This is a genomic window from Reichenbachiella sp. 5M10 (assembly GCF_002742335.1).
Taxonomy (GTDB): Bacteria; Bacteroidota; Bacteroidia; order Cytophagales; family Cyclobacteriaceae; genus Reichenbachiella.
Window position 1 is genome coordinate 2,413,745 of the sequence record NZ_MDGR01000007.1, and the last position, 26,998, is coordinate 2,440,742.

Here is a 26,998-nt window from a genome sequence, read left to right on the forward strand (position 1 = left end):
TTCTCAATTTAATATCCAATCTTAATTTTCTGTGGTAGATGCTTTCCGATAATCAAAAAGTACACCCCACTGCATTGTGTCTCTAACCAAACGCGATCTTGATCCAAATATCCATGCTCTAGCACCTGTCCCTCTCTACCGACGAGTTTCCAACTATCGGTCTCTTCTGCCCCCTTGACATGAATAGGTTTTCGATTCCTCACCCATGTCGGATACAACGCTACGTTCTCTTGTTCTTGCCGCCCCGCATCTGTTTGTAGTACTCGAAGGACAGTTGTCGTACCGTCAAAATCCGTTTGACTCAAACGAATATATTGTCCCCTCACTCCTGATACCAATACATGTCGATACGTCTTGGGTACATTGCTTGTTCCTCTACCCTCAACGACCACTAATCGGTCGTATATCGTGCCTTCTTCAGAAACTTCGACGGTAAAGAATGCATTGTCGGTCTCAGAATACACAGACCAGAGGAGTGTATGCACTCCACCTGCAAAGCGAAGCTCCATGGAATCGAACCCCACTGGCAGAGAGGATTGTGAACAAGCTGTACTACAGTCTGGGTTTGGGTCAGTCGACCCAAAGAAAACACCTGAATTGCTAGTCGTACCATCTACTTGTGCACTACCTGAGCCATCTACCGTCCCCATATTGATCAAGTCACTATCAAAAGACGCAGCACCATCTAAGGCTAGATTGCCTGTACCTTTGTTGTCGAAATTCCCAGAAAAACTAGCGACACCACTACTGAGCACAGTCACTCCACCATAATTGACTGAGGTCCCAGCCGTCTGCACCAGGCTCCCTCCATCGTACACCACCAGATGCCCCGTGGCACTGAGGTGCAGGTTTCCATTGAGAACAATTGTACCATAGAGATGGACATTTTGATACAAGTTCATCGCTCCAAATGACAACCACTCCAGTGATGCTCCATTTTCGACAGTAAGACCTCCTCCTCCTTGCACATTGACCTCTGCATTGACAGAGACCGCTGCTCCAGCCTTTATAGTCAAACTCCCTCCACTGATGGTGATATTGTCATAGGTTTCGTTCGTAGAAATTTCAATATCCATACCACTGGTCACATTCAAATCTGCTGCATACAGCACACTAGACCACAACATGAGTCCCACAGCAATTGCCCATATTCCCTTACTCCCTTTCATTATTTCTCTCTATTACAATCCCAATTTGATGACTTGATTGACTACCTGATTGGTCCGTACTATTTGTTCGCCATTGCGCCATGTCACAGTCAGCTTATCGATTGATTGGTTTTCTGCCAAACCAAAGTGAACTATGTTGAGCAAACTCTGTGAGTGAATAGCTCCCGCAGAAGCCACTCTTCTTTTTTGAGTACCGCTAGCCGTCTCGATCTCCACTACAGCAGAGAGAGGGTCTACTTGTCCGACAGGACTATAGCCTACATGAATCAGTGCAAAACCACCCAGCTTGGTTGTTTGATTGCCATAGAGGTACCAGCGACCAGGGTTATCACTCCCATTGAGCATGTCAATTTTACCATCCAAGTCAAAATCAAACGCCTGGCCCATGTCTCCGTGTCCAGGGTCTTCCCAATCGTGTGCCCCATGGCTCATGACTTGTACAAAGTGTCCATTTTGATCATTGATCAGTAGGAGATCTTCTACCCGCTGACGCAGCATCCCGAATCGATAGACAAAGAGGTCGTCATACCCGTCGTTGTTAAAATCCGCCACTGTCACACCTTGGTGATTGCCACCCTTCGGGATATTCGTCTCTGTAGCTACCTCGACAAACTGCTCCCCATCGTTGCGCAACAGTACATCCTGTACATTGCTATTCTGTGGAGCCCAATCGGTATGGACCGTCTTCACACCACCCAGAGACATCCGCATCCCCCAGAATATATTCGCGTCTTTGACCCATTCCATCTGCCACTTCCCCTCACCCAAGTAGCCCACATACCATCCATTGGCACGACGATCATCAGGCCAGCCTGTTGCTTGCTCAGGCTGTAGTACAATTGCCTCCGTCGGTGTGTCCATCGTCAGCTTCTCTCTCCCTAGATAGATCGGGTACGCTCCATCATATCCTCTGTACCAATGAAAGAACTCCTCCAATATCAGATCGCCCTCCGTCTCAAAGGTCAATCCACGCCGACCTTCACTTCCATCGTCCCTGAGATCCACTGTCCCCGCTATAGCATCAAAATCCAAGGATTGACTGGCTAATTCATAGTACACCTTGCCTCGCGTCAAATAAATATCCAAATCTCCGTCTCTATCATAATCCACAGGTGCCGCGGCAGTAATCAGCTTCATTCCTTGGTAGCCTTTCGGTAGCATTTTTTCTGATACTTCCGTGAAAGTCAAGTCTCCATCTCCCAACCACAGAGACAGTGGTGAAAACAACACTAAATCGTCATAACTATCGCCGTTGAGATCAGTCACCAAGATACGCTCAGCATCGGCATGCTCTATCTCTGGGCTACTGAAATAGGTAAAACTTCCATCTCCTTTGTTTTCATACACAAAATTCCTTGGTCCAGTTTCGTGGATGATTTGGCCTGCATTGATCATCAAGAGATCCAAATCTCCGTCTAAATCCATGTCAATCCATCGCACCGAGCGTCCACGTGCCCCTTGCGTGACACCTACCTCCTGGGTCACTTCGACAAACTCCCCTTCATCGTTTCGAAACAAATGGGGTGGTGCTGGAGCCGTGCCATTGCCACCTCCCTGTGCCACGATGATATCCAAATCTCCATCTCGATCATAATCTCCCGCTGCAGTACCGTGTACATCCCAACGAATGAGCGGCTTTTCATTTTCTATGACAGTGCCATTGCCTTGGTTCCAAAACACCTGAGCGGGTACTTTGTCATGGTTGTTGAGGACAAAATCATAGTCTCCATCCCCATCGATATCTGCTACACTGGGTCCCCCATATTTCCAGGTCAGCTCCGTATCAAACTCCGCAGCTGTAGAGATATCTACAAAACGAGGCAAAGCCGGACCTTCATATCGCTGCAAGGCTAGGCTCTTGATTCGAAGGGCTCCACCATTTGCCCGAAGGGTATACCTATGCTCTCCTGCTGTAAGTCTACGTGCCAAGACCACATCCACCTGGTGTAGCCCTAGGCCTGGAATACTGACCCGATCCAAAAGCACCGTCTCTCCCTCCAACATACTCAACCTTGCCTCTCGCTCCAACGCCTCTACTTCGCACACGACACGGTAGTGTCCAGCTACTTCTACTTCCATAGCAGGTAGAGTCAGGCCCTCCACAGGGAGGACCTGCTCTAGGTGGATTGGGTTGGAATTCGGTGCGGCACACGCCGTTAAAAAACAAAAAACTACAATTACTATCTGGCTATTTCTTGACATTCTATTTATCTTCTACTGCTTGATATGACACCTACTCAGTTGAACCCAATCGTCTCTGGTACATCTGATGATTGACCATCCGCACCGAATCCACCAACTCTTGGTAGGGCGTATTCGTGATGGTTACAAACCCTACATTGTAGTTTTCTCCGTCCTCACGTCCAGTCACCGCTTGATCCGTGTACTGAAACCAATGTGCCCCGACAATCTGTGGATTGGCTAGCGCACCACGGATGTACTCGGCATACTTGTGTCCTCTATCGGCTTGGTTTTTGGCCACCTTCACGCCAGGATGCGTATGTCCGCGATCGGTCGCTCCGAAGTGATACTCTCCGATCATGATGGGGCGATCTATCCCAGTCGGCAGGCTCAAATTGGCGATGCTGTACTCGTACTTGTTGAAACTCACTATGTCGCAGTACTCCGCAGCAGCAGCCACCGTTAGGTCATTGTTGGCCCAGGCAAAACGACAGCCTAGGTACATCTGATTGGGAGCGATACGATGAAGCTCTTCGCTCACTATTCGAAAATAAGTTTCAGCGATCTTCCCATAAAACGCATTCAAATCGGATTGTGCATTTTCCAATCCCTCATGCTCTTGGCGAATTAGCAAATCCTGCCATGAGGCATAATCCGTCTTCCATGCGCCATTCAATGCTTTGATGTCGATGTATTTTTCTTGAAGATCCTTGACAAACTCAATTTTGGAAGCTTGAGTAGCTGGGCTATGGAGCGCAGCGATAGCCAAAGAACCTTTCAATCCCCAGGACATTTCATTGTCCACGAAAAAGCCCATACACCATGGATCACCTGCACCCTGTCGCTGTGAAGCCATGTTGTCACGCACTGCGAGCCTAAACGCAGGATCAAACACATCGTGAAACTTGCCCCAAAACCCCTCAGACCCTTCGATTTTGGGGGTATTGCGAATCCAAACAGTACCGACATAGGGTGTTCGTTGTTGTGCTTTGAGTTGTGCATCGGACACATTGCCGAGCGTATTCATCCCCCAGTATCGCATACGTCTGTGTGTCAAATCAAGGAACTCTTCTTTCCATGTATCACCGAATGTTCGGTAGAGGTTGGCCTCCAAAAAACTGTAAGATTGGAAAGGTATTTTGTCCTTGTAAAAACCATGGGAGGCCCAAGTACCGGCTCTGTAAAACTGCCCCAAAGGCTCAAGTTCGGTGGGTAATCCTTCAAAATAGTCCTCTCTCCCATCTATACCTGTCAATGTCATGTTGGCATTGACACAGTTGAGTCCATTGCTCCAAAACAAACGTCCCTCTGGGTCTACCATCCACCATTTCCCTTCATACTTTTCCACTCTAAAAAAGCCTGTAGCTTTGCGTAGTGGCCCTTGAGCATAGCCCCCGTATGGATCAAATATCCATCCTGATTTCGAGGCACTCATTGTCTCGATCTCTTGGGTGTAGTTGTCTTTCAACTCTTGTGTGCTGTGCGTTTTGCCTGGCCAATCTTGATGCTTGTATTGACCAAATGAATCAATGAAAGGTAAAAATGATTCGGAGGAATGCGACTGTAGTGACCCTACAGCCCACACATCGTGCAGCACAAATACGGTCTCACGAGTCGCATACCTAGGCCTGAACTGTATCGATTGAATTTTAGCCAAATCGGTTTTGGTCATGCCTGGAGCTCCACGCATCCCGACAAGAGGAACTGCGGGTTCGTTGATCCATGGCGTCCACGCTAGGTTGACCGTGATCGTGTCCATTTGGCCTGGCACCAAATCGATATAGTCCGAACAGTACCAGCGTACAAGACCATCGGGATCATTGCCTACAAACATCTCTGCCTGCATGGGCTCACTGCCGATGTTGGAAACCACGGCCTGGACTTGCCATGTATCCCCCAACTCCCATGGTTGGTTTGCCGCACTGCGTAGCGTCAAAAATTGCCCTTTTACTTCTTCGTTGGTACAGATGCGCAAACCCTCTCCACCGTCTGTATTGATCAACTGATAGTCTAGTCCCGACACTTGCAGGCGTGAGGTATCTAGGCTGCCCTGTGCGTCAAACAACAAACTGGTACGGTCACTATTTGTCATACGTTGATCAGCGCACGATGACCACAGCATGGCTGCCACCAAAAATAGTTTGGGTATTGAAATGGTTTTATGAAAATACACTTGAGTGCTTTTATACGGATTGGAAAAATGTTGCTACCCCGAGTGAGGCAGCAACAATTACTAAATCAAACTACTTATTTCTCGTCACTCCCTTTCGTAGAGCCAGCCTCTCCTTTGCCTACATGGGTCGTTTTTCTTTTGCCTCTGAACCCTTTGATGCACTGGTAGTCATAGGACACATACTCGTGTGTGAGACCAAAACCGAAAATTGCAAATGGCTCTTCGGTATCTTTGGTTCTATCCAATCCTATTGCATGTGGTGGAGCAGGAATGGAGGCGATGATGTCAAAATTGATCCCATCAGGAGACCACTGTACGGTGTTCTTTTCTGGGCCGTCAGTGGTGATCAGCGAAGCAATCCCTCCCTTGTGCGGCCATACGCAGATTTCATGTCCACTGTTGGAGATCGGATTGTACGGCGACTTGACATAGGGTCCTTTTGGGTTGTCCGCGATGGCGACACCATGTCTGATTTGGCGTCCGCCAAAAGTAATTTGTTCTCCCATTTGCTCTCCTTTGTAGTAGAGATAGAACTTGCCCTTGTATGGCAAGATGCATGGATCATGAACTTTGTGACTATCAAAATCCCCTTTTTTCTCCACTTTGAATCGGTTGTCTTCGGCACCTGCCCAGACGCCATTGTCAGCAGGGCTGAGGATTGGTTCTTTGCTTTTCGTCCAGGGACCATGAGGAGAATCAGACCATGCCAGACCGACTTGATTTTTTACCCGTACGTTGTAGGGGGATTTGACGGTCTGGTAGCTGAGGTAGTACATCCCCTCCCACTCCATGATCTCGACGGTGAATACTGAACGATCGTCATAGGCTCCTTTTTCGCCACGAGCGACGGCCATTCCTTCTTCTTTCCAGGTGATGCCGTCTTCGGACGTTGCATACCAGATATCACATCTATCCCATGGAAACACCTTTTCGGTTTCGATATCTCCGGCAAAACCGTCTGTCGGACCGACACTCTTGCTATACCATACGAAATATTTGCCATCGACCTTGATCAAGGCACTTGGGTCTCTACGAACCACTCCTTCTTCATAGGCCAAGTCTCCTTGGAGATAGAACTGCTCAAACTCACCAAACCACTCATTGGTCAACTCATCGGGCCACCTCAGTGCGCGCTTGGACGCTGCACTCAGGTGTGTCGTGTCTGTGATCCCCAAGAAGTCTACCTTTTCTGGAGTGATGACAATCTTGTCACAATCTTTTTCGGCTACCGGTGGCTGACAGGCATTCAACCCTGCTGCTACCATCAGCGCTACTGCTATCTTTTGTAATCCCATTTTTTTGCTCATTTTGTTCTAATTTATCTTCCCTAATTACATCTCTTATGCCTACAGACCATTGCCAATCGCTACGATCACAATACCCAAGATCATGCATGTCAATCCCAAATACAGGGCATTTTTTGATTTGGAAGAGGCATTGATCCACTCTTTGGTGATCAAGCCACTGACTATCGCCACGGCTACCGATACGGTATTAAATATAGCGTATCCTACTGTCCCCCCTGTACTACCGAGTTTGAAAGCTGCATACGCAAATCCGGCAGATGCCGCGAAGTTGAGTATCCCCATCACGGTCGCCAACCCTGCGTTTCTACCAAAACTCGGTGAGTTGAATTTTGACCACAGCTTCTTGGCAGTCAACTGCTGGATGAAATAAACTGCGATGGCTACTCCTCCAGCCATGTAGATCACATACATCACCGCTACAGCACTCATCCATTCGGGATTGCCCTGCGCGATGACCGCCTCATGAATGACAGCTCCTCCGACGGTATTGGCATAGCTGAATCCTGTAGCGAGCAACCCGCCCACCACAGCAATCAAAATACCTGTAGCCATCGAGCCCTTTTTCTCCTGGGTTCCTTGTTCATCGGCTTGGCGCATAATACCCGCTTTGCCATTGGCCACTACCCCTACGAGTACCACGAATATCCCTCCCATGATCGTCGCAAAGACTGGCCTCTCTGGCAGTCCATTGATCACGAATGGTATCAATGACCCCACAAGGATGATCGTCCCTATGAAAAGAGAGAAACCGAGTGACAAACCGATATGGTTGATGGCCTTGCCCCACATCATCACGCCAATACCCCATAGCAAACTCGCTACGACCATGCCGATCAGTATGCCCGTAGGGATGGCTGCCAGCACTTCACTGAACCCATCGATCAGTAGAAATGCCGCTACATTGGGTACCACGAAAGTGTTGATGGCAAAAAACAAACTCCAAGTGTTTTCAAATTCGAAATCCTTGGTAAATTTCTCTGGCAAGGCATACAACCCTAGCATCAGTCCGGCCAATACGGCCCATAGTATTCCTTCTATCATGTTCTTTAGATTTTAGAGTCAAAAATCAAGAGTCAAGATTCTCTCTTGCTTCTATGAGTCATGGCTCATGGTTCTCATTTATTAAAAATCAAATCTGTACACCGTCTGGCTCTTGTATGGTGCTCCTGGTGTCGCAAATACTTCTGGAGCTCCTGCTATATTCGGACCGTTGGGATAGCGGTGGGTCTCGCAGCAAAAGCCACGGTATCTACCGTACTGCTCTCCCGATTCACGATGCAGCGCATCGGAGGTGAAATAACCAGAATAAAATAACATGCCTGGCTCGGTCGTCAATATCTCCAATTTGCAGTCAGTGGCTGGTTCGTCAAAAATCGCCACCTTACGTAGCTCCGTATTTTCATCAAACACATAATAATGCTCGAATCCAGTCTCCATCTGAGCAAGTGCCTCGCTGAACCTTTTTCCTTCACGCAAATCCGACGGATCCCCTACCACAGACGCCAGTTCCCCGTTGGGTACATTGGTTGTGTCTGGTTTCAGGTAGCAATCTGCCAAAATGGTTGCTTGGGTATCTTCAATCGTTTTTTGAAATCCCGACAGGTTGAAATACGAATGATTGGTGAGTGAAAGTGGTGTCTTTTGGTCCGTCGTAGCATGGTAACTAATGGACAGCTCGTTGGCCTCATTGAGCACGAACTGCACGGTGACTTGCACATTGCCAGGAAATCCCTCTTCCATGTGAGGGCTAAAGAGGCTCATCGCTACACCTCCATCGATGACTTCCCCTTTCCATATTCGCTTGTTGAAAGCCTTGACACCTCCATGCAAGTGATTGGAGCCATCATTGGTCGCGACGCTATACTCCATTCCATCCACAGAAAATCTACCATCCTTGATACGCGAAGCAAATCGACCCACCGTACACCCAAAATAAGGGGCATTCGCCAAATAGGCTTCAGACTGGTATCCTTCCATCGAGTTGAACCCACACACCACATCGACATGACCATCCGCTGTAGGCAGCTCGATCGAACTGATCGTTGCACCGTAGGTAATGATCTTTACCTTCATTCCTTGGTCGTTGGACAAGACATATTGCTCGATGTCCTCACCTTCATATTTCCCAAATGCTCTTTTCTCTACTTTCATATCATGCTTTGTTTCAATGTCTACACATGCCCCGAATAAGCCACCGGTGCACTCTTCACTTCGTATGGTTCCAACTTGCTCCACTCAAAAGTGACTCCTATCCCTGGTTCATCTGGAGCTACAGCTCTGTGGTTTTCTACTATCAATGGACGAGTGGTGTACTCATCTATTGGGAAGCTGTGCACTTCCAGCCACCCACTGTTGGGCTGCGCAGACACCAAGCTCACGTGTAGTTCCTGCATCCCATGCGAACAAACAGGTGTGTTGTATTTTCTGGACAGTTCGGCCGCTTTGAGCCATCCTGTGATGCCTCCACAGTTGGATGCATCTGGCTGAATGAAACCTAGTTTGGCTTGCTCAAATGCATATTCGAACTCATGGATGGTATGTAGGTTTTCTCCCATCGCCAAAGGCACATTGGTTGCCTCTGCAATTTTGGCAAAGCCCAAATAGTCATCTGGAATCGTCGGTTCTTCGAACCACGTGATATCACACTCCTCCATCCTCTTGGAGCACTCGATGGCCTTGTCTACACTCATCGAGTAGTTGGCATCCACCATGAAGGTCACGTCTGGACCGATGTATTCGCGTACTGCCTTGATGCGCGCGATATCTTCGTCGAGATTTTCTCTTCCTATCTTGATTTTGACGGCATTGAAACCTGCTGCAAGGTAGCCCTTCATGTTGTTCAATAGCTTTTCGAGGGGAAACATCAAATCGATCCCGCCACAATATGCCTTGCACGTATGCCCCGCACCACCAGCCATTTTCCAGAGGGGCTGGCCTGTCTTTTTGCCCTTGATATCCCATAGCGCTATGTCCACCGTAGAGATCGCAAACGAAGCAATCCCACCTCTGCCCACGTAGTGAATGTGCCACTCCATGAAATCATAAATCTCGTCGATGGCAGTACCATCCTTGCCTAGCAGAGCAGGTGCTATGTCATGCTCTAGCATCGCCTTGATGCTGTGCCCTCCTTTGCCACCTGTATAGGTATAGCCCGTACCTTCACTACCATCCTCTAGTGTGATCGTAGTAGTCACCAACTCGAAGTGCGTATGATCACCATGCTTGGCATCCGACAGCACCTCCGATAGTGGGACATTAAAAAGCCGTACTTTGATATTTTTTATTTTGCTCATTTTGAAAAATCTATAGGCAATAGTCAGGAGCCCATATATCATGGACTCCCGACTACTTTAATATTTCACGTAAAACGTTTTCTTCTCCATGTACTGTTCGAAACCATATTTACCGTCTTCTCCTCCGCTACCGCTGAGTTTGTAGCCGTTGTGGAATCCTTGGTGCTGTTCGCCATGTCCTCTGTTGACATAGATCTCCCCGAACTCCAACTCGTCGTTGAGTCTGAGGATTTTCTTCATATCTGTCGTGAACACCATAGCAGCCAATCCGTACGCACAGTCGTTGGCCCAAGCGATCACTTGATCAAAATCCTTGAACTTGATAACGGGCAAAATCGGTCCAAAAGCCTCCTCGTGTACGATCGTCATGTCTTGGGTCACATCTGTGATCACGGTCGGTTCGAACCAGTGCCCTTTGTCAAATCCCTTGCCCGTAGGTTTCTTGCCTCCAAATGCGATCGTCGCGCCTTCTTCGATACTTTTCGCTACCAGATGCTCCATGTTTTTGAGTTCGTTGGCGTTGACTTTTGGCCCCATATCTATGCCCTCTTCCATCGGGTTGCCTACTTTGATTGCACGCGTCTTGGCGAGAAATTTCTCCATAAATACGTCGTAGATATCCTCGTGCACATACATGCGTTCGTTGCAGGTGCATACCTGTCCGCAGTTGTCCCATCGTGAGTGAAAAGTCGCCTCTACCGCCTGATCTATGTCCGCATCCGCGAAAACTATTGATGGTGCTTTGCCTCCCAACTCCAACTGTACATGTGTCAAATTCTGCGCAGCAGTCTTGAAGATCGACTGACCTGCGGGCGTACTACCCGTCATGGTCACCATCTTGGTGATTGGATTGGCTACCAATGCTTCGCCCAATACACGACCTGAACCAGTGACGATATTCAATAGTCCCTTTGGCAAGCCAACTTTGTTGGCAATGTCACCTAACTCCAAAGTCGCCAGTGGTGTCTCCTGCGTAGGCTTCACGACGATGGCATTGCCCGCCACCAATGCTGGTCCGATCTTGCGACCAGCCAGTGCCAGTGGGAAGTTCCATGCCGTGATCGCTACGACCACTCCTCTCGGGATTTTGTGAATCCAAATGTGCTCATCAGGGTTGTCCGACTGGACGATATCTCCTTCTATGGCTCTGGCACCATCACAGGCATACTCGATGAAACTGGCCGTCACATCTACTTCGAACTTGGCCAACGACAGCAATTTGCCTTGCTCTCTGGTGAGCAACTCACCGAGTCTATCTCGGTTGGCACGAATCTCAGCTGCAAACTTCCTCAATAAGTCTGCTCTCTTTTTGGCTGGCCATTTTTTCCATTCCTTCTGCGCTGCTTCTGCCGCTTGGAGGGCGAGAACAGCATCTGCTTCTACTCCCATCGCCGTAGTAGCTACACTGCTCTCGTCGATCGGGCTATATACGGTATCTCTGTCTCCAGTCGTGGATTCTACCCACTCTCCGTTGATAAACAATTTGTAATCCTTCATTTTTTCAAGTATTTAGTACTAAGTAGAGAGCACAAAGACTCTTAATATTTTATAGGTAAAAGAGATTCAGTACTTAGTCTATGGTACCAAGTACTGAGCACTCATTAACGTCCCATCCAGCCTCCGTCGACTAGCATGATGCTGCCGTGCATGTAGCTGGATGCCGCAGATGCAAGGAACACTGTAGGTCCTGCAAAATCCGTCGCTTCGCCCCACCGTCCTGCGGGAATTCTAGAGAGAATCGACGCAGATCTGTCCGCATCGTTTCTCAATGCCTCGGTATTATCAGTGCTGATGTAGCCAGGTGCGATTGCATTGACATTGACCCCTTTGCCTGCCCATTCGTTGGCAAAAGCCATCGTCATCTGACCGATTGCTCCCTTGCTCGCAGCATAACCAGGTACGGTGATGCCGCCTTGGAAAGTCAATAGAGAAGCCGTAAAAATCACTTTGCCACTGCCTCTAGCAACCATTTCTTTCCCAATCTCTCTTGTCAAAATGAATTGCGCATTTTGATTCACTTCGATGACCTTGTCCCACATTTCATCTGGATGCTCAGCAGCTGGTGTCCTGAGGATTGTTCCCGCATTGTTGACCAAAATATCGATCACTGGAAAGTCTCCTTTCACTTCTTTGATGAACTCATACAAAGCGTTTCTATCCGAAAAATCACATGTGTATGCCTTGAACTTTCTGCCCAAAGCAGTCACAGCCTTTTCGACTTCTGATCCAGATTTTTCCAAAGAAGCACTCACCCCGATGATGTCTGCCCCTGCCTCTGCCAAACCTACGGCCATGGCTTTGCCGATTCCTCTCTTGCACCCAGTCACTAGGGCTACTTTTCCTTCTAATTTGAATGTATCTAATATGCTCATTGTATCTTATGTTGTGTGAATTTCTATTGGTAGTTCTGTTTACTGTTGACAGTCAATCAAGTATTTCATACCTGCAGGATTGTTGTCGATCGTTTCGAAAATCGACTGGATATTGTCCAAAGTATCCACTTGTGTGATGAGTTTTTCGAAAGGCACTTGCCCTGAATCTGCGATACGGATAGCCTCCTCATAATCCTCCTCCTCGTACAATCTCGCGCCCAATAGCTCGATCTCTGACCAGAAGAATTTGAACAAATCGACGGGTTTCTTCTCGCCACCATGGATGGCCACCATCACGATGCGACCTCTCACATTGACTACCTGCGTCATCGCCTCTACTCCAGGTGCTGAACCGGACACTTCAAATGCACAGTCAATCATTTTTTCGTTGGTGAGCTCACTGATGCGCTCTGTCAGACTTTCTTTGGCAGGATTGATCGTTGTGAACCCTAGGTCATTGAGCATCTTCAGTCTGTTTTCGTTGACTTCAGAGATGATGACATGCGCTCCCTTTTCTTGCAATACATACGCGATCAAAGTCCCAATAGGGCCACCTCCAATCACCAGCGTATGCTCTCCAGCGACTACACGTCCGATTTTCACATCGTGACACGCCACTGCCAATGGTTCGATAAATGCACCATGCTTGAGCGACAAGCTCTCGGGCAACTTGTGCAAAGTATAGGCAGGCACCGTCCAGCTATTTTGAAAAGCTCCTTGACTATCGATTCCGATAAACTTCAAGTTTTTGCCTACATGCGCAAAGCCTTTGTCAAAAGCATGCGGTGCACCAAAGTGCAACGGACGAACTGCTACTTTGTCTCCCACTTTGACGTTGGATACTCCTTCGCCCAATTCAGCTACCGTAGCAGATGCTTCGTGTCCTACGGTCATCGGTGGCTTCACTCTCGCATCCATCACCCCGTGATAGATGTGTACATCTGTCCCGCATACGCCGCAGTACGCCACATCTAACCTTACTTCGCCCGCTCCAGGTTTGATCTGTTGACCTTCACCAATTTCGAACTTCCCTTTTTCTTTATAAAATGCTGCCTTCATCGTTTTGTCTCTTGTTATTCATTGTTGTAAAACCCACTTATTTGATTGTGACCTTCGCTACGCCAGCTTCCAATCCGTCTGCCGAGACGGTCACTTTGACTTCTCCTGTTTTGCCTTTGATGGATTGAAAAATCATCAAAGCCCTGCCCTGATCAGTGACCAGCGCATTGGTACTGTGCTGTTGCACATTGTACACCGACCCTGTGTCTACACCCAGCAGTCTCGCTTCTCCAGCGATATCGAATGTGATTTTTCTGTTTTGGTCTTTGACAGGGCGACCGCTTCTATCCACTAGCTGTGCTACGACATGTACTACATCGTACCCATCTGCATCGATCTGCTGCTGATCTACCTTGAGCTCTACTGCATATGGAGCCGTGGTACTGTAAAGCACCTCCTCTATCTGAGTACCATCCAGCGTACCGACCGCTTTGAGTTCTCCTTGAGCAAAAGGCACGGCCCACTTGTAGATATGATCTTCAAACTCCGACAAAATACGTTTGCCCAAGCTGCTGTCATTCAAAAACAACTCAATCTCATCACAGTTGGAATACAGTTCGACACTGATCATTTCTCCCTCTTTGTACTCCCAGTAGTTGTTGACATCATGCCACTCCCAAAGTGCATGCTGCCAAGCCTCTGGATCCTTGGCCACCATGAGACCAGTAGCTTCGTCTATCGCGTTGATGGATCGATCGAGTGTCTGCGTAGCGATGTAGATGCTTGGTTCCTCGTTCCAGAGGGACTTCATCATGTAGTAAGACGGCTTGGCGAACCCCGCAAAATCCACTATCCCACTTCCCGTGCCTTTTTTGGGCCATGGTCCCCTGATCTCTCCCAAGTAATCAATCCCTGTCCACAAGTAGGTACCTGAAATAAACGGTCGCTCCATGATTGCCTTCCATTCATGGTATTGCGCCAGATTCTCTGTCCCCATGATGACTTTGTCAGGGTAGTTTTCATGTCCATAATCATAAAGAATACGACGGTAGCTGTACCCAACTATGTCCAAGGTCTGTCCATACCCAGTCAGATGGCTGGCCGAAGGCAGGATACAATTGGCCACTACAGGTCGAGAAGTATCCATCTCTCTGGTCCATGCTGCGAGCTTTTGTGCCGTCTCTCCGATATCGTACTTGCCTCTAGGAAGAGTATCCAATCTCTGAGCAATCTGCTCCGTATTGTAAGGTGGCTCTGACCAAAAATAGTTGCCATTCCAATCCATGTTGTTGAAAAATCCTGTGGCCTCTGCAGTCCGTGGATAAGTCCATTCGATCTCGTTACCAATGCTCCATTGGATGATACTAGGATGGTTTCTATGTGCCAACATGACTGACTTCAGGTCACTCTCAGCCCACTCCTGAAAATACTGTGACGCCCCTTGAGTCTCGTAGTGAACTTCTTTCTCTTTGGTGTTCCAGCGTTTGTCTTTGGGGTTGTCCCACTCGTCAAAAAACTCATCCTGTACCAAAAATCCCATCTCGTCGCACAGTTGCAAAAACTCCTCAGAACCTGGATTGTGTGAAATGCGAATCGCGTTGCACCCCGCCTCTTTCAATACCTTAAACCTACGCGCCCACACGCCACGAGGTACTGCAGTACCCACAAGTCCACCATCATGATGCAAGCAGACCCCTTTGATTTTCATGTTTTCTCCATTGAGGAAAAAACCCTCGTTCGCATCGAAGCGGATCGTACGAATGCCAAAACGAGTTTTCTGCTGATCCACTGGGGTATCCTTGACATAAACGGTCGTGACTGCCTGGTAAAGCTTCGGATCATCTATTCCCCATAGTTGAGGGTGATCCACGGTCAGATTCACGTTGACCTTTTGCTGACTAGACTGTGCCAGCTTGATCTTTTCGGTTTGAGTCGCCACGACAACTCCCATAGGATCTACAATCTCCACGGTGTAGGATGCTTTGGTATTCTTGTCTAGTCCATTGTCCAAGGTAAACTCCATGCTGACGAGCGCTTGCTCGGTCGTCACTTCGGGTGTTTGGACGAAGGTGCCCCATATCGGTACACGCAGTTTGTGGCTGGACACCAACTTGACGTTGCGGTAGATTCCCGCCCCCGTGTACCATCTGCTATCCGCATAGCGCGTATGATCGATCTTGACGACCAATAGGTTGTCTTTTCCATCTGCATTGAGATAGGGAGTCAAGTCATAGTAGAAGGGCGAATAACCGTAGGGATGCTCTCCGAGAGAATGACCGTTGATCCATACTTCGGAGTGATTGTACACCCCGTCAAACAAAATATGGTGCAAGCTGTCCTCGCTGACATGGAGGTCAAAGGTTTTCTGGTACCAACCGTATCCACCTCCATAGATGTAGCCTGTCGCTGGCGCAAACTGTGCATTGGCCTGATCGTAAGTCCCACCGATGACCCAATCGTGCGGTAGTCTGACCTCTGTCCATCCATCATCCGTTTGGAGATTGTGCGTGTAATCCCCTCCCATGACAGAGTCTTGTGTCAGTCTAAACTGCCAATCAAAATTAAAATCAACGGCTTCAGTCGCTTTTGCTCCCCAAGATATAGCCAAACCAAGCGCCAATCCGAGTACCCTATTTATTGTCCTTTTCATCCTTATTTCAATACTAATTTCCTTGTTAAAACTTCCCCGTAGTTGCTCACCCGAATCAGGTACACACCGCTAGGGAGTACAGAAGCATCCACGAGCATCACCTCCTGATCAATCCTTGCTTCTTGTGCTACTTGTCCCGATAGTGTCATGATTTGCCACTGTCCACCGACAAAATCAGGGGCCACTTCGAGACGGACACTATCAAAACTTGGGTTGGGATATACTTTCATTTGTAGGCTGGTTGAGGCTATTTTGTCCTCAAGTCCCAGCACAGGATTCGAGCGATCGACCTCACGACTAAACCCATACACCTGCATGGCGACACTGCTCAGATGTCCACCTTCATCTGCGAAAGTCACTTTCACTTCGTTGCTATTTTGCAGCTGTTGGTAGGGCACAGGGATTTCTATCACTCCAAAAAAACTGTCTCTGTCCGCCTGATCATCTCCTCGAAAATCTACCGGCACATCTAGTGCGAACCCGTTGACTAGAACGGTCGGTACGAGAGACTTTCCATGTGCTCTGCCCAAGCCTAGACGCAGCATGGCCTCACCATGATCCGCCAACTGCACTCCCGAAATCGTAAAAGTAAGTGGCTCATTGGCATGGATCTCTTGGAGGTAATCCGTCGCATAGTATTTCGTCTCTACGGAAGTTTGGTCAATACTCGGTGCCTCGCTCAGCGTCAGTTTGAGTATCATCGTGGCTTCACTCTCCAAGCTCACAGCCTCAGGTAGCCCTTGTTGATTGGATTGCTCAAGTACAGGCACCTGTCCCTCTAGGTAGAGGTGCTTGAGGTCTGTCTCTTCCACTACAGCAGTCGACAGCCCTAGCGCGTTCAGCTCGATTTGGACTGCTTCGAACTTGAGGTTGTTGAGAATCACGTAAGCTGTCTTGCCATCAACATAGGCATCCACCAATAGGTCTAGTGAGGTGGCATAGCTGTCCACACGTGTCCCCTTGACTTCAGACCATAGCTGATAGGTCTTGACCATGTCCGAATAGACCCACTCTCCTGTATAGGCCTGTGGTTCGTCTGCCCTTCGCATCAACCGGTGGTTGTAAGTATCGTCCACCCCATTGGTACCCCATTCTGCCTTGACAGGCAAAAAATTGAGGGTCTTGTTGATGATGTTTGCACGCTCCATGAACTGCATCATCATGGAGTTGACGGATTTGAGATGCAACCAATCTCTGTAGGGAGACCAAGCACCGAAATAATCGTGCATCTGAGCCCCATATTCGGAGATCATGAACGGCTTCACTTCTCCAAATTGCATATAACTGTATTGCTCCATCAAATCGAAGGTTGCCTCCATGTTGCTGCCCTTTCGGTAGCGTTGCTTACCATTGTTGATCGAGGGAAAATCATAGAGATGGATCGTCCAATAATCCATTTTATCGCCAGACATATCCATGAAAAGCTTCCACCTTTCATTCCATTGCGCGAACCCTCGATTTTCATGGTCAGGAAATGCAGTACAAAAACCACCGATCAAGACATCGTCATTGTATTTTCGGATTTGGTCGGCGACTGCATTGTGAAACCTGAAGATCTTCTCCGGTTCATCGGTCCCAAAATCAACAAGATGCCAAAGTGGTTCGTTGATTACCTCTACATAAAGTGGCTTTTTGGCGCCTGTCGTACCTCCCGTACCATAGCTATCTCGAATATAGCGCCCCATGTACTCCCCAGTAGCTGTCCCAAAAGGCTCTGCCTCTGTGTCTGCTTCTGAAAACGCCCATCCTCGGTTGGTCTCTTGACCATCAGGCCAAAAGGGGTGTAACTGTGCCGCCAGGATTTGGTCATTTCTATCCTCATATGGATGCCAACTGGTCTGTGCAGCATAATTATTTTTGACTGTCGTACCGTAGCTCTCGATACCCGCAGGATCTGCGAATCCAGGACGAGCAGGGTCTTCGTCGGTATTGCTATTGAGCGCCCAGGAGATGCCTCCTGTATCACGCCCTAGGTACACATCGTACCCGTTCAAAAAGTCGTTTCTTAGGTCTGTTGTAAAATTGTCTCCGTCCCATTCTCGCTCCGTTGTATTGGCGTGAATCGCAACGAATTTGTTTCGGTCAAACTGGTCAATTTGGCCGACTTGGTGTTTGAGGTCGAGGTTGATATCTACGCGTACCTGTGCCTTGGCACCTATCGCGAGGCATAGCATTCCACAGGCAATATGTAAATATTTCACTTTCATTATTTGTATTGAGCTATATGATTACAGTATTTTTTGACATAGTTCTAGCACTCTGCCCAGCGATGACTGAACAAATACTAGACAGTACATGCTCCCTATCTTATTAGGAAGAATAGTAAACTGGGGAAGACATGACGCCTCCCCAGTTCTGTTTATGATCTGATTATGGTCTCATATTCAATTCGTAGATACCAAAGTCATCTAGATAGAATTCCATCTCTACCGTACTACTCGCGTTGTATCCTCTCATCATGAAGAAATAATCTCTCGTATTGGCTGGTGACCATGTCGTAGACTGATACACCCACTCTCCTGTAGGAAAGGCATCATCAAAGAAGAAAGCCAGCTCCGCAGACCAATCATCTGGATACAACCTAAAATCAGGAACTAATCCACCATTGTCTGCATTGCCTAATTTGTCAACATATATCCAAAAACCTACTTCATATGTTTTGCCTGTCTCTAGATTAAACACGGTATTGTTGCCCAAATCATCTTTGTAATCAAAAATACTTCCTCCACCAGCTTCCCAGTTGACGACCATACTTTTCTTTCCAAGATGTGGGTTCGTAGTAATGATATCATTGGTATACATACCCCAGTTTCCACCCCAGTATAGGTATGGCCAGTTCGCTACAGTAGAGGTTTCCATACCTACATCATAGCCATTTTGAGCCATTTTATTTTCACCTTTGGCATGATCCATCAACTGATCCGTGATCGCATCGGCATTGACTAGGTCCGTGGTACGCATCTCTCCTGGTGTATAGGTCACGTGTACCTCATCATCATCGTATATATTCTCACCATCTAGGCTGATGATCACAAGGTTACCCTCTGATGGATCCACATTGACCGACGCTATATTGACAGGGATGGCTGTACCCGCATTCTCCATGCTTACCGCAAAATTGTTGGCATTGACAGAAGCCGGATCAATCTCTCTACTGTAATTGAGCACGATTGTGTTGCCATCGTTGACCAATTGATCCAAGATCACAGGCTCAGTAGACGGAATCACCTCAATCAGGTCGTTGTAGACGAGGGTATCTCCTCCATAAGGGCGATCTCTGAATCCAAGCAGTCCCACATCCCATACACCAATCTTCTTGTATTTGACCACTGTATTCAGCCCCGAACCATCTTCGATGGCATTTCCGTCATACTCTACCTCTGCAGGGTCTCCCCCTTCGAAGGTCCAAATCACCTCTTGTGGCGAACCATCTAAGATGTAAGTAAACTGAACGGACTTACTAGCAGTCACTTGATTTTTGGCTCCATCCTGCAACGTCAATGCTGCTCCCACTGTCCCGTCATCGTTGATATAGTGTGCCTCAAAAGCAACGTCTACAGAATCCAAAACAGTCACCATGATGGTAGTATCATACGAAGAGCTACGTACTGTAGTCCCCACATAGAAATCTCCGCCAAACTCTTGGTGGAGTTTGACCTCTTGTGTCCCTGCTTCGTTGAAAACAACTTTGATGTTATTCATATCCGAAGTGCTCAAACTGTCGTCAGTGATGATGAACCCGATGCCCTCAGCTACTGACCACTCGCGCAACTGTACTCCCGATGATGCATCTCCAAATGAAATCTCGCCATTGACCTGTACTTGATTGCTCGCACTCTGCTCTGCACTATAGATGACACTATGCTTCGCTCCTGCATTAGGCGCTTGATATTCGTCATCACAACTGCTCATTACACCTACTGCTAGGGTAAGGATCATTATATATTTTAGAATATTCTTCATTTCTTATCCTTTTAATAGTGATTATTTACCCAAAGCGGAATTGATTTGAACTTCATCCGTTGGGATTGGCAAATAATTATGCGCGCTCGCATTGTAAGCAGGAGCACACACTGCATAATCAGTTCTTACCTTCTGTGCCTCATCATTGAGATAGAATGGCGGCTGATTTCTAATGGCGTCCCAGTTGGCTAGCAACCAGTTTTCGTCTGCCAAACGATCATCCAATACCTCTTTGACTATACCCCATCGCACCAAATCTTTCCATCTGTGTCCTTCATAGCATAGCTCAATAGGTCTCTCCACCATCTGAATATGGGTCATCAAGTTGTCCGCTGTAGGAGCGACATAGTTGAATGCTCCATGAATCATCACACTCTGATTCATCGCAGGAAATGTATTTCCATTGTCAGTCAAATATTGATCTAACGTGATGACTCCTGCTCTTGCTCTGACCTGATCGATGTAAGTAATCGCCTCATTGGCTGCTGCATCTCCTTGCTCATTGAGGATCGCCTCTGCATACATCAACAAGACATCTGCATAGCGAATGTGTCTGAAGTTGATCCCGGATACAGGGTTGGTCGTGTTGACCAAACTGTATTGGTACCAATTGGTAAACTTCTTGACATAAGCACTTTGACCAAAACCATACCCACTGATTTCATCCACTGGTATGCCGTAGTACTCGCCATCACCATCCGAAGGCACGATACTCGCATACATTCTTTGTGATTGGGTAAAGCCATTGTTGATACTGCGAGTCGGATCAATCTCATCGTAATACATCAGTTCATGCAAATAATAAGAAGCCAACACTTCGTTGTAGCCCCCTACACTCAAGTGACTCAGTTTTGCGTCGAACGTATTCGACTCAGAACCTGTCTCAGTAGGTGAATTATCGATATGGTTGGCGTTGGCAGTTTCGCCAGCGACTGCACTGAATGCCACCTCGAAAATAGATTCGCTATTGAACTCATTTTCATCGGTGAAGTTGTCCATGAAATTGGGAACCAAGCTGTAGAGACGAGAATCAATAATCGATTTGAACTCTTTGGCTGCATTCGTCCAATCTTCCTCGTAGAGACGTACTTTGCCCAGTAAAGCTGTTGCAGCTCCCCAGCTGGCACGACCTAGATCGTCACCTTCCCACTCTATACCGGCGAGATGTGTCTGAGCAAATTCCAAATCCGGAACAATAACATCAGTCGTGACTTTTTCTTTGGATTCGAAAGGCTTCTGAAAATCTTCGTCTGTCACTGGGGGTACCGTATGGATGACTGCCCCTCCGTAGCTATGTACCAACTCAAAATAAAAGAAAGCCCTCAAGAATCTCGCTTGTGCTACGATCAGATTCTTCTCACTTTCTTCCATATCTGCATCTTGAATGTGCAGAATGACTTGATTGGCACGATAAATCCCGACGTAGAGTTCATTCCATCTGTTCTTGACATGCTCACTCGCATCGTTGAATTGCAAAGTCACGTACACGAATGATTTCATCCATGATTCTGCACCACCTAGGTCACCCATGACCCAATCATGCGCAGACAATGCGCCAGAGATCGATGGAAACTGAAGCGCGCCGTACACAGTGTAGAGTGCCTTGTCAAAATCTGAACTAGTCTCCCAAAACACATCAGTTGTGATAGCATTTGGGTTGACTTGTGTCAAATACTCGTCTTCGTTGCAACTCGTCGCAAGCATGAAGACAGGAATCAATAGTATATATAGTATTTTTTTCATTTCGCTATGCTTTAGAATTAAAACTGCAGCTGAAGACCAGCCAAGAATTTTCTAGTCACAGGGTAGTTGCCCATGTCTACTCCTCTGGTAAACAAACCATCTCCCCCTACTTCTGGATCATACCCCTCATATTTGGTGAATGTGAAAGGGTTTTGTGCAGTCACATAAAATCTCAACTTGTTCACCTTATCCTTGAGTACACTGTTTGGAATGGTATATCCCAACGTGATGTTTCTAATTCTCAAATAAGTACCATCCTCCAAGAAGTAGTCCGACCTTGCTCGTGTATTGTTGTGTTCTTGAGAAGTACGAGCAGCCATGATGTCTGAGTCTGAATTCTGAGGTGACCATCCATAGTACAAATCCTTGTGTCTACCTGATCCATATGCATACAGCTTAGAGCCATTGTAAATCTCTGCACCATATGAGTAGTATGCTTGCACATAAAAGTCGAACCCCTTGAATGCCGCATTCAACATGAGGCCTGCTTCGAACTCTGGCTGACCTGACCCCGCATACACACGGTCATTGTCATTGATTACACCATCTCCTGCATCTGCCTTACCGTCTCCATCCGTATCTACTGTCAGTTGATCACGGTACATCATATCTCCTTTTCTAGCATTGGGATCTAGCAACAAATAGTCATTCAACTGCTCATCCGTCTTGATCACTCCTTCGTGTTCCAATAAGAAGAATGCTCCTCCTTCATAGCCTTTGGACAGATACGTCGTATAGTCCGTACTTTCTCCTCTAGACACAACTGGTCGTCCTCCTGCATAGGCGATTCCTTCCACTCCGTTCAAATCGGTCACCTCGTTGACGTTCTTAGTAAACGTCCCATTGACACTCCATGTCAATCCAAAATTGGTCTCGTCTCGGTACCCCAAAGCCAGCTCGATTCCTTTGTTTTGCATGTTGCCTGCATTGATTGTCCGCACGTTGTATGTACTGACAGCCCGCGTCTGCCATGTACCTGACGATGGAGTCAATCTTTCTGACAGGAGCATGTCCTGCTTGTCATTGAGGTAGACATCCGCACTGAAATTGAACCTGCCATCTAACATACTCAAATCCAATCCGATGTTTCTAGATATTGTTGTCTCCCACTGGATAAATGGATTGGCATAGCGTCTTTGGACATTTCCTACACCCAAGAATTCTGAACCTTCTTGACCAAAGGGGTAATTGACACCTCCTTCGATAACAGAGGCATACTGATAAGGAGCAATGCTCTGATTTCCAAGCTCTGCATAACTCCCTCTTAGCTTCAAATTGTTGATAAAAGAAAGGCTTGATGCATTCTTGAAGAAACCTTCTTCACTCACATTCCAACCCGCTGAGATACCATAGAATGGGTTATAACGGTTTTCCTTCCCAAAGTTCGACGACCCATCATACCGAATACTTGCAGAGAGCAAATACTTCTCATTGAATCCATACTGAACTCTAGCCATCTTACCGATGAGGTTCTGCGTCGATTCAGTACCTGTTGGTGCCGTTCCTTCAATCCCTTGACTCAATACATCGGTATCGTTGCTTTGCAGACCTATGACTCCTACACCTACATTTTTAGAAGTATAGCCTTCGTATGACAACACCAAAGTAGCTCCTACATTGTGCTTACCAAATTGCCTTTGGAATTTCAAAATATTCTCCAAAGTGTTTTTAGAAGTGAATGTGAACTCTTCGTTGAGCAAAGCTTGGATATTCGAGCCACCTGGCTGCAAATTTCCATCCGAGTTGTATGCCAAGTATTGCGGCTGAAAGAACTTGCGTTGATAGTTCCAATCGTTTCTTCCCAAGTTGACTTGATAACTCAAACCATCTATGATCTCATACTCTAAGTTGATGGCGACATTGCTACTGTTGACGACACGATTGTCCTCGTTATTGAGTTGTCTTGACAAAAATCCGTATTGAATCGGATTATCATCTGGTACGATCACCTGATTTTGACCAAAGGTTTCCAAATCATTGATCCCTTTCTGCCAAGGCTTTTGAATCACTGCGTATTCGTAAAGTGCCCATGGTTCTTGCTGCGTGTTCTCCTCTGTCAAAGCGACGGTAGCAAACGCTCTGAATTTGCCCAATTTGTATTCACCACTCAGACGTGTCGTCAAACGATCATATCCCGAATTGATCAATACACCGTCCTGCTTGAAGTAGTTGGCGTTCAAGCTCAATGTCAAATTCTCTTGTCCACCCGCCACGTTCAAGTTATAACTTTGCATCAATGCATTGTCATTTTGTACATCACCTACAAAATCAGTATCATAGTCCAATGCATCCGGGTTGAAAACAAACACCAAAGGCTCTTTGCCGTCGGCTGCCAATTTCACTTCTTCTACATACAGCATCTCCTCTGTATTCATGAGCGGTGTACCCGAAGTGATATTTTGAACTCCTGCATAGGCAGAAAAATCAACCTGCATACGGCCTGGTTTTCCCCGCTTGGTGGTAATCAAGATCACACCATTTGAAGCTCTCACCCCATAGATAGCCGCTGCTGCACCATCCTTGAGTACTTCAATGGATTCAATTTGCTCGGGCGCAATATTTGGATCGTTTTGATACGCTACGCCATCCACGACATAAAGCGGACCCAAAGCACCTGAATTTACAGATCCAATCCCACGAATCTGCACATTCGACTTTTCTCCAGGGCGACCACTGGCTGCTTGCACATTGACACCTGCTATCTGTCCTTGCATCGCATCTCCTATATCAGGGGTAGCATTTTTCAAAAGCTCGTCAGATTTCAATGAAGCCACTGCGCCAGTTACCTCTTTCTTTTTCTGTACCCCGTAGCCTACGACCACTACTTCCTCGAGCTGTTCTACATCAGTGACCAAGCTTACATCGATACTCGATCTTCCGCTTATGAGCACTTCTTGCTTCATATAGCCGATATAGCTAAACACCAAGGCCTCTGCATCGGCTGGCACTTCCAAACTATAGTTACCATCCAAATCAGTCACAGTACCGACGGTTGTTCCTTTTACCATCACGTTGACACCCGGAATCTCCGAGCCATCCCCATCGTCTGTCACTTTACCTACTATTTTGGATTGTGCCTGGACGAGATTACTCATGCCCATGCACATCACCAAAAAGAGGCAACATTTCATTAATGTAAATAGTCTTTTCATTCAATTATGCTTTAGTTAATAATAAATAGTAATCCGACAAAACCGAAACACTCTGAACAGTATTCGACAGATATATTTGACTTTATCGACAAATCAAATATGGTATATATCATAACTTTATCCTTACTTTGGCACTATACACAAACTGAACAAGAGCATTTTTTCGGAGCATATGCAACTAGACAAACTCATGAAGAAAAAAACACTAAACACTGATTTACAAATAATTACGAATATCAATACACACATAAAAAGACTAAATCAAACTAGACAATTCTTACTCACACTTAGTCTTCTCATGGGTATGATTTGTACAGTCCATTGTCAAAATATTCAAAAAAGCAATACAGATTCCCTGGCACACCAACTGCTTGACAAGGCTCTTGAACTAAAATTTCAGAACCCCGACAGCTCTACCCTACTCTTCAAGATGAGTCAAAACAAATTCATCCAAGCCAAAGACACTGTGATGCTCATCAAATGCATCGTAGAGCTCTCAGATTTGTATGCTCACAATGGCAATTTCAGTGCGTCCTACGATGGATACTGGGAAGCCCTCACACTCGCCGATGCAATAGATAATCAATTGGCCAAAGCGTCTATCGAATCTGGACTAGGGTGGCTCTATATCCTGTACCAACGGGACGAATTGGCAATCCTCAACTTCAACAAATCCCTGCAAATACGAAAGGAGCACATCCAAAAAACAGGAGAAAGCCCAGAAGGGCTCATCTCGGGATATTACCCTCTGGCATCCCTCTATAGAAAACGTGGGCAGTACAACCTCGCCAAAACCTACCTAGACAGCTGTAGTTTCATTAAGGTAAATGATCCTACACAGCCCTTTGGATCCGCCTTCATCACAGCCGAACTAGGATACATCAACTTTCTAGAGGGCAAACCAGCCGAAGCGCTCAAGCTACTACTGCCGATCAATCAACACCTCAGTAATCATCACCATTATTACTTGGTCATGTACCATTACTTCCTCGCGCGGATTTATCAATCACTGCATCAATATGGCAAAGCAGATGAATACTATCTCAGTGCCATTGCTGCAGGCATCCAACACAAGAGTCACGCAGACTTACTGCCAGACGTCTATGAAACCTACGCAGAGTTCCTCTTCGAAACGGGTGACCCCAGCAAGGCCTATGAAATGCTCAAAAAAGCTAAGGAACAAACTGAGCGTCAATTTGGAAGCCGCAGCGAAAACAATAAGTTCCTTTTAGAAATAAAGGATGAATTTCGGTTAACCAAGGAAAGACAACAACTCCAACTACAGGAACAAAAAATCAAGCAATTCGAACAAGAAGACAAAATATGGCGACTCCAATCCTATATCCTCTATGGCACGATTGGTTTTATGATCGTCCTTATATTTCTCACCTATCGTTTCTTCCGGTCCAAGTACAAGGCCAAAAAACGGCTCTTGGATGAAAAGAGATTCTTAGAAAGACAAAAATCCAGAGAGGTACTAGAAGTCAAAAACAAAGAGCTAACAGCCTCCGCTCTACAAGTCATCCAACGAGAAGAAATGCTAGAAGAGCTCAAAAAACAACTCAATGAACAGAAAGAAAATCCAGACAAAAACAAACTCAATAAACTAGCCAAAAGCATCACCACTACCACCAGCAACGACTGGAAAGAGTTCGAGGCTCGCTTCATTTCGGTTAACAAACGTTTTTACAAGACTTTGGACAGAACCTACCCCAATCTCTCACAAGGAGACCGAAAAATCTGTGCACTCATCAAACTCAACTTCAGCAGTAAAGACATGTCCAAACTCCTCGGGATATCCGTAGAAAGCGTCCATACCACACGGTATCGGCTCAGAAAAAAAATGAACCTAGAGAGAAGTGAAAACTTAGAGGAATTGATCGCAAACATAGATTAACCCCCTTACATCTAAACCTTACAAAACTCGTATTCTCGAAGCAATACCTGATTGCTCAACAGTACCCTACAAAACCGTCTGGATCCCTCATGCAGACAA

The 26,998-nt window shown here is 46.8% G+C and carries 16 protein-coding genes; 1 reads left to right on the forward strand and 15 read right to left on the reverse strand.

Going from position 1 to position 26,998, the window contains the following annotated elements:
- Positions 1 to 8: 8 nt before the first annotated feature.
- The 15 genes from BFP72_RS09685 to BFP72_RS09755 form a co-directional block, all read right to left on the reverse strand.
- Positions 9 to 1,169, reverse strand: a complete 1,161-nt coding sequence (locus BFP72_RS09685) for a hypothetical protein (protein WP_099598945.1) — start codon at positions 1,167 to 1,169, stop codon at positions 9 to 11.
- Positions 1,170 to 1,181: 12 nt separating this feature from the next.
- Positions 1,182 to 3,248 (reverse strand): CRTAC1 family protein, encoded by a 2,067-nt coding sequence (locus tag BFP72_RS09690; RefSeq protein ID WP_158233363.1) that lies wholly within the window; start codon positions 3,246 to 3,248, stop codon positions 1,182 to 1,184.
- A gap of 154 nt (positions 3,249 to 3,402) precedes the next feature.
- Positions 3,403 to 5,442, reverse strand: a complete 2,040-nt coding sequence (locus BFP72_RS09695; RefSeq protein ID WP_221406501.1) for a beta-galactosidase — start codon at positions 5,440 to 5,442, stop codon at positions 3,403 to 3,405.
- 155 nt (positions 5,443 to 5,597) lie between these two features.
- The gene (locus tag BFP72_RS09700) at positions 5,598 to 6,818 is read right to left on the reverse strand and encodes a family 43 glycosylhydrolase (RefSeq protein ID WP_099600746.1); all 1,221 of its coding nucleotides are present in this window, start codon (positions 6,816 to 6,818) and stop codon (positions 5,598 to 5,600) included.
- A 51-nt stretch (positions 6,819 to 6,869) separates the two neighbouring features.
- Positions 6,870 to 7,871, reverse strand: a complete 1,002-nt coding sequence (locus BFP72_RS09705) for an L-rhamnose/proton symporter RhaT (RefSeq protein WP_099598947.1) — start codon at positions 7,869 to 7,871, stop codon at positions 6,870 to 6,872.
- Between the two features lie 81 nt (positions 7,872 to 7,952).
- The gene (locus BFP72_RS09710; RefSeq protein ID WP_099598948.1) at positions 7,953 to 8,981 is read right to left on the reverse strand and encodes an aldose epimerase family protein; all 1,029 of its coding nucleotides are present in this window, start codon (positions 8,979 to 8,981) and stop codon (positions 7,953 to 7,955) included.
- A 20-nt stretch (positions 8,982 to 9,001) separates the two neighbouring features.
- Positions 9,002 to 10,123: a mandelate racemase/muconate lactonizing enzyme family protein gene (locus BFP72_RS09715; RefSeq protein WP_099600747.1), complete on the reverse strand. Its 1,122-nt coding sequence runs from the start codon at positions 10,121 to 10,123 to the stop codon at positions 9,002 to 9,004.
- A gap of 57 nt (positions 10,124 to 10,180) precedes the next feature.
- Positions 10,181 to 11,620, reverse strand: a complete 1,440-nt coding sequence (gene aldA / locus BFP72_RS09720; RefSeq protein WP_099598949.1) for an aldehyde dehydrogenase — start codon at positions 11,618 to 11,620, stop codon at positions 10,181 to 10,183.
- A 104-nt stretch (positions 11,621 to 11,724) separates the two neighbouring features.
- Entirely contained in the window at positions 11,725 to 12,489 is a 765-nt protein-coding gene (locus BFP72_RS09725; RefSeq protein ID WP_185123748.1) for an SDR family NAD(P)-dependent oxidoreductase, read from the reverse strand.
- 45 nt (positions 12,490 to 12,534) lie between these two features.
- Complete coding sequence (locus tag BFP72_RS09730; protein WP_073124347.1) at positions 12,535 to 13,554, reverse strand: zinc-binding dehydrogenase; 1,020 nt, start codon at positions 13,552 to 13,554, stop codon at positions 12,535 to 12,537.
- A 37-nt stretch (positions 13,555 to 13,591) separates the two neighbouring features.
- A complete protein-coding gene (locus BFP72_RS09735; protein ID WP_099598951.1) occupies positions 13,592 to 16,144 on the reverse strand; it encodes a glycoside hydrolase family 2 TIM barrel-domain containing protein in 2,553 nt (850 codons plus the stop codon).
- Positions 16,145 to 16,146: 2 nt separating this feature from the next.
- The gene (locus tag BFP72_RS09740; RefSeq protein WP_158233364.1) at positions 16,147 to 18,345 is read right to left on the reverse strand and encodes a T9SS type A sorting domain-containing protein; all 2,199 of its coding nucleotides are present in this window, start codon (positions 18,343 to 18,345) and stop codon (positions 16,147 to 16,149) included.
- A 169-nt stretch (positions 18,346 to 18,514) separates the two neighbouring features.
- Positions 18,515 to 20,107, reverse strand: a complete 1,593-nt coding sequence (locus BFP72_RS09745) for a SwmB domain-containing protein (protein WP_143520018.1) — start codon at positions 20,105 to 20,107, stop codon at positions 18,515 to 18,517.
- Between the two features lie 21 nt (positions 20,108 to 20,128).
- A complete protein-coding gene (locus BFP72_RS09750) occupies positions 20,129 to 21,850 on the reverse strand; it encodes a RagB/SusD family nutrient uptake outer membrane protein (RefSeq protein ID WP_099598954.1) in 1,722 nt (573 codons plus the stop codon).
- Positions 21,851 to 21,867: 17 nt separating this feature from the next.
- The gene (locus tag BFP72_RS09755) at positions 21,868 to 25,002 is read right to left on the reverse strand and encodes a SusC/RagA family TonB-linked outer membrane protein (protein ID WP_099598955.1); all 3,135 of its coding nucleotides are present in this window, start codon (positions 25,000 to 25,002) and stop codon (positions 21,868 to 21,870) included.
- Between the two features lie 430 nt (positions 25,003 to 25,432).
- Here BFP72_RS09755 and BFP72_RS09760 point away from each other — a divergent pair, with 430 nt between their 5' ends.
- On the forward strand, positions 25,433 to 26,899 hold the full coding sequence (locus BFP72_RS09760) for a tetratricopeptide repeat protein (RefSeq protein WP_143520019.1): 1,467 nt from the start codon (positions 25,433 to 25,435) through the stop codon (positions 26,897 to 26,899).
- Positions 26,900 to 26,998: the final 99 nt, after the last annotated feature.

Coding starts and splice junctions, on each gene's coding strand:
- BFP72_RS09685 (WP_099598945.1), bottom strand. CDS start 1,169: ATGAAAGGGAGTAAGGGAATATGGGCAATTGCTGTGGGACTCATGTTG.
- BFP72_RS09690 (WP_158233363.1), bottom strand. CDS start 3,248: ATGGAAGTAGAAGTAGCTGGACACTACCGTGTCGTGTGCGAAGTAGAG.
- BFP72_RS09695 (WP_221406501.1), bottom strand. CDS start 5,442: ATGACAAATAGTGACCGTACCAGTTTGTTGTTTGACGCACAGGGCAGC.
- BFP72_RS09700 (WP_099600746.1), bottom strand. CDS start 6,818: ATGGGATTACAAAAGATAGCAGTAGCGCTGATGGTAGCAGCAGGGTTG.
- BFP72_RS09705 (WP_099598947.1), bottom strand. CDS start 7,871: ATGATAGAAGGAATACTATGGGCCGTATTGGCCGGACTGATGCTAGGG.
- BFP72_RS09710 (WP_099598948.1), bottom strand. CDS start 8,981: ATGAAAGTAGAGAAAAGAGCATTTGGGAAATATGAAGGTGAGGACATC.
- BFP72_RS09715 (WP_099600747.1), bottom strand. CDS start 10,123: ATGAGCAAAATAAAAAATATCAAAGTACGGCTTTTTAATGTCCCACTA.
- aldA (WP_099598949.1), bottom strand. CDS start 11,620: ATGAAGGATTACAAATTGTTTATCAACGGAGAGTGGGTAGAATCCACG.
- BFP72_RS09730 (WP_073124347.1), bottom strand. CDS start 13,554: ATGAAGGCAGCATTTTATAAAGAAAAAGGGAAGTTCGAAATTGGTGAA.
- BFP72_RS09735 (WP_099598951.1), bottom strand. CDS start 16,144: ATGAAAAGGACAATAAATAGGGTACTCGGATTGGCGCTTGGTTTGGCT.
- BFP72_RS09745 (WP_143520018.1), bottom strand. CDS start 20,107: ATGAAGAATATTCTAAAATATATAATGATCCTTACCCTAGCAGTAGGT.
- BFP72_RS09750 (WP_099598954.1), bottom strand. CDS start 21,850: ATGAAAAAAATACTATATATACTATTGATTCCTGTCTTCATGCTTGCG.
- BFP72_RS09755 (WP_099598955.1), bottom strand. CDS start 25,002: ATGAAAAGACTATTTACATTAATGAAATGTTGCCTCTTTTTGGTGATG.
- BFP72_RS09760 (WP_143520019.1), top strand. CDS start 25,433: ATGAGTCAAAACAAATTCATCCAAGCCAAAGACACTGTGATGCTCATC.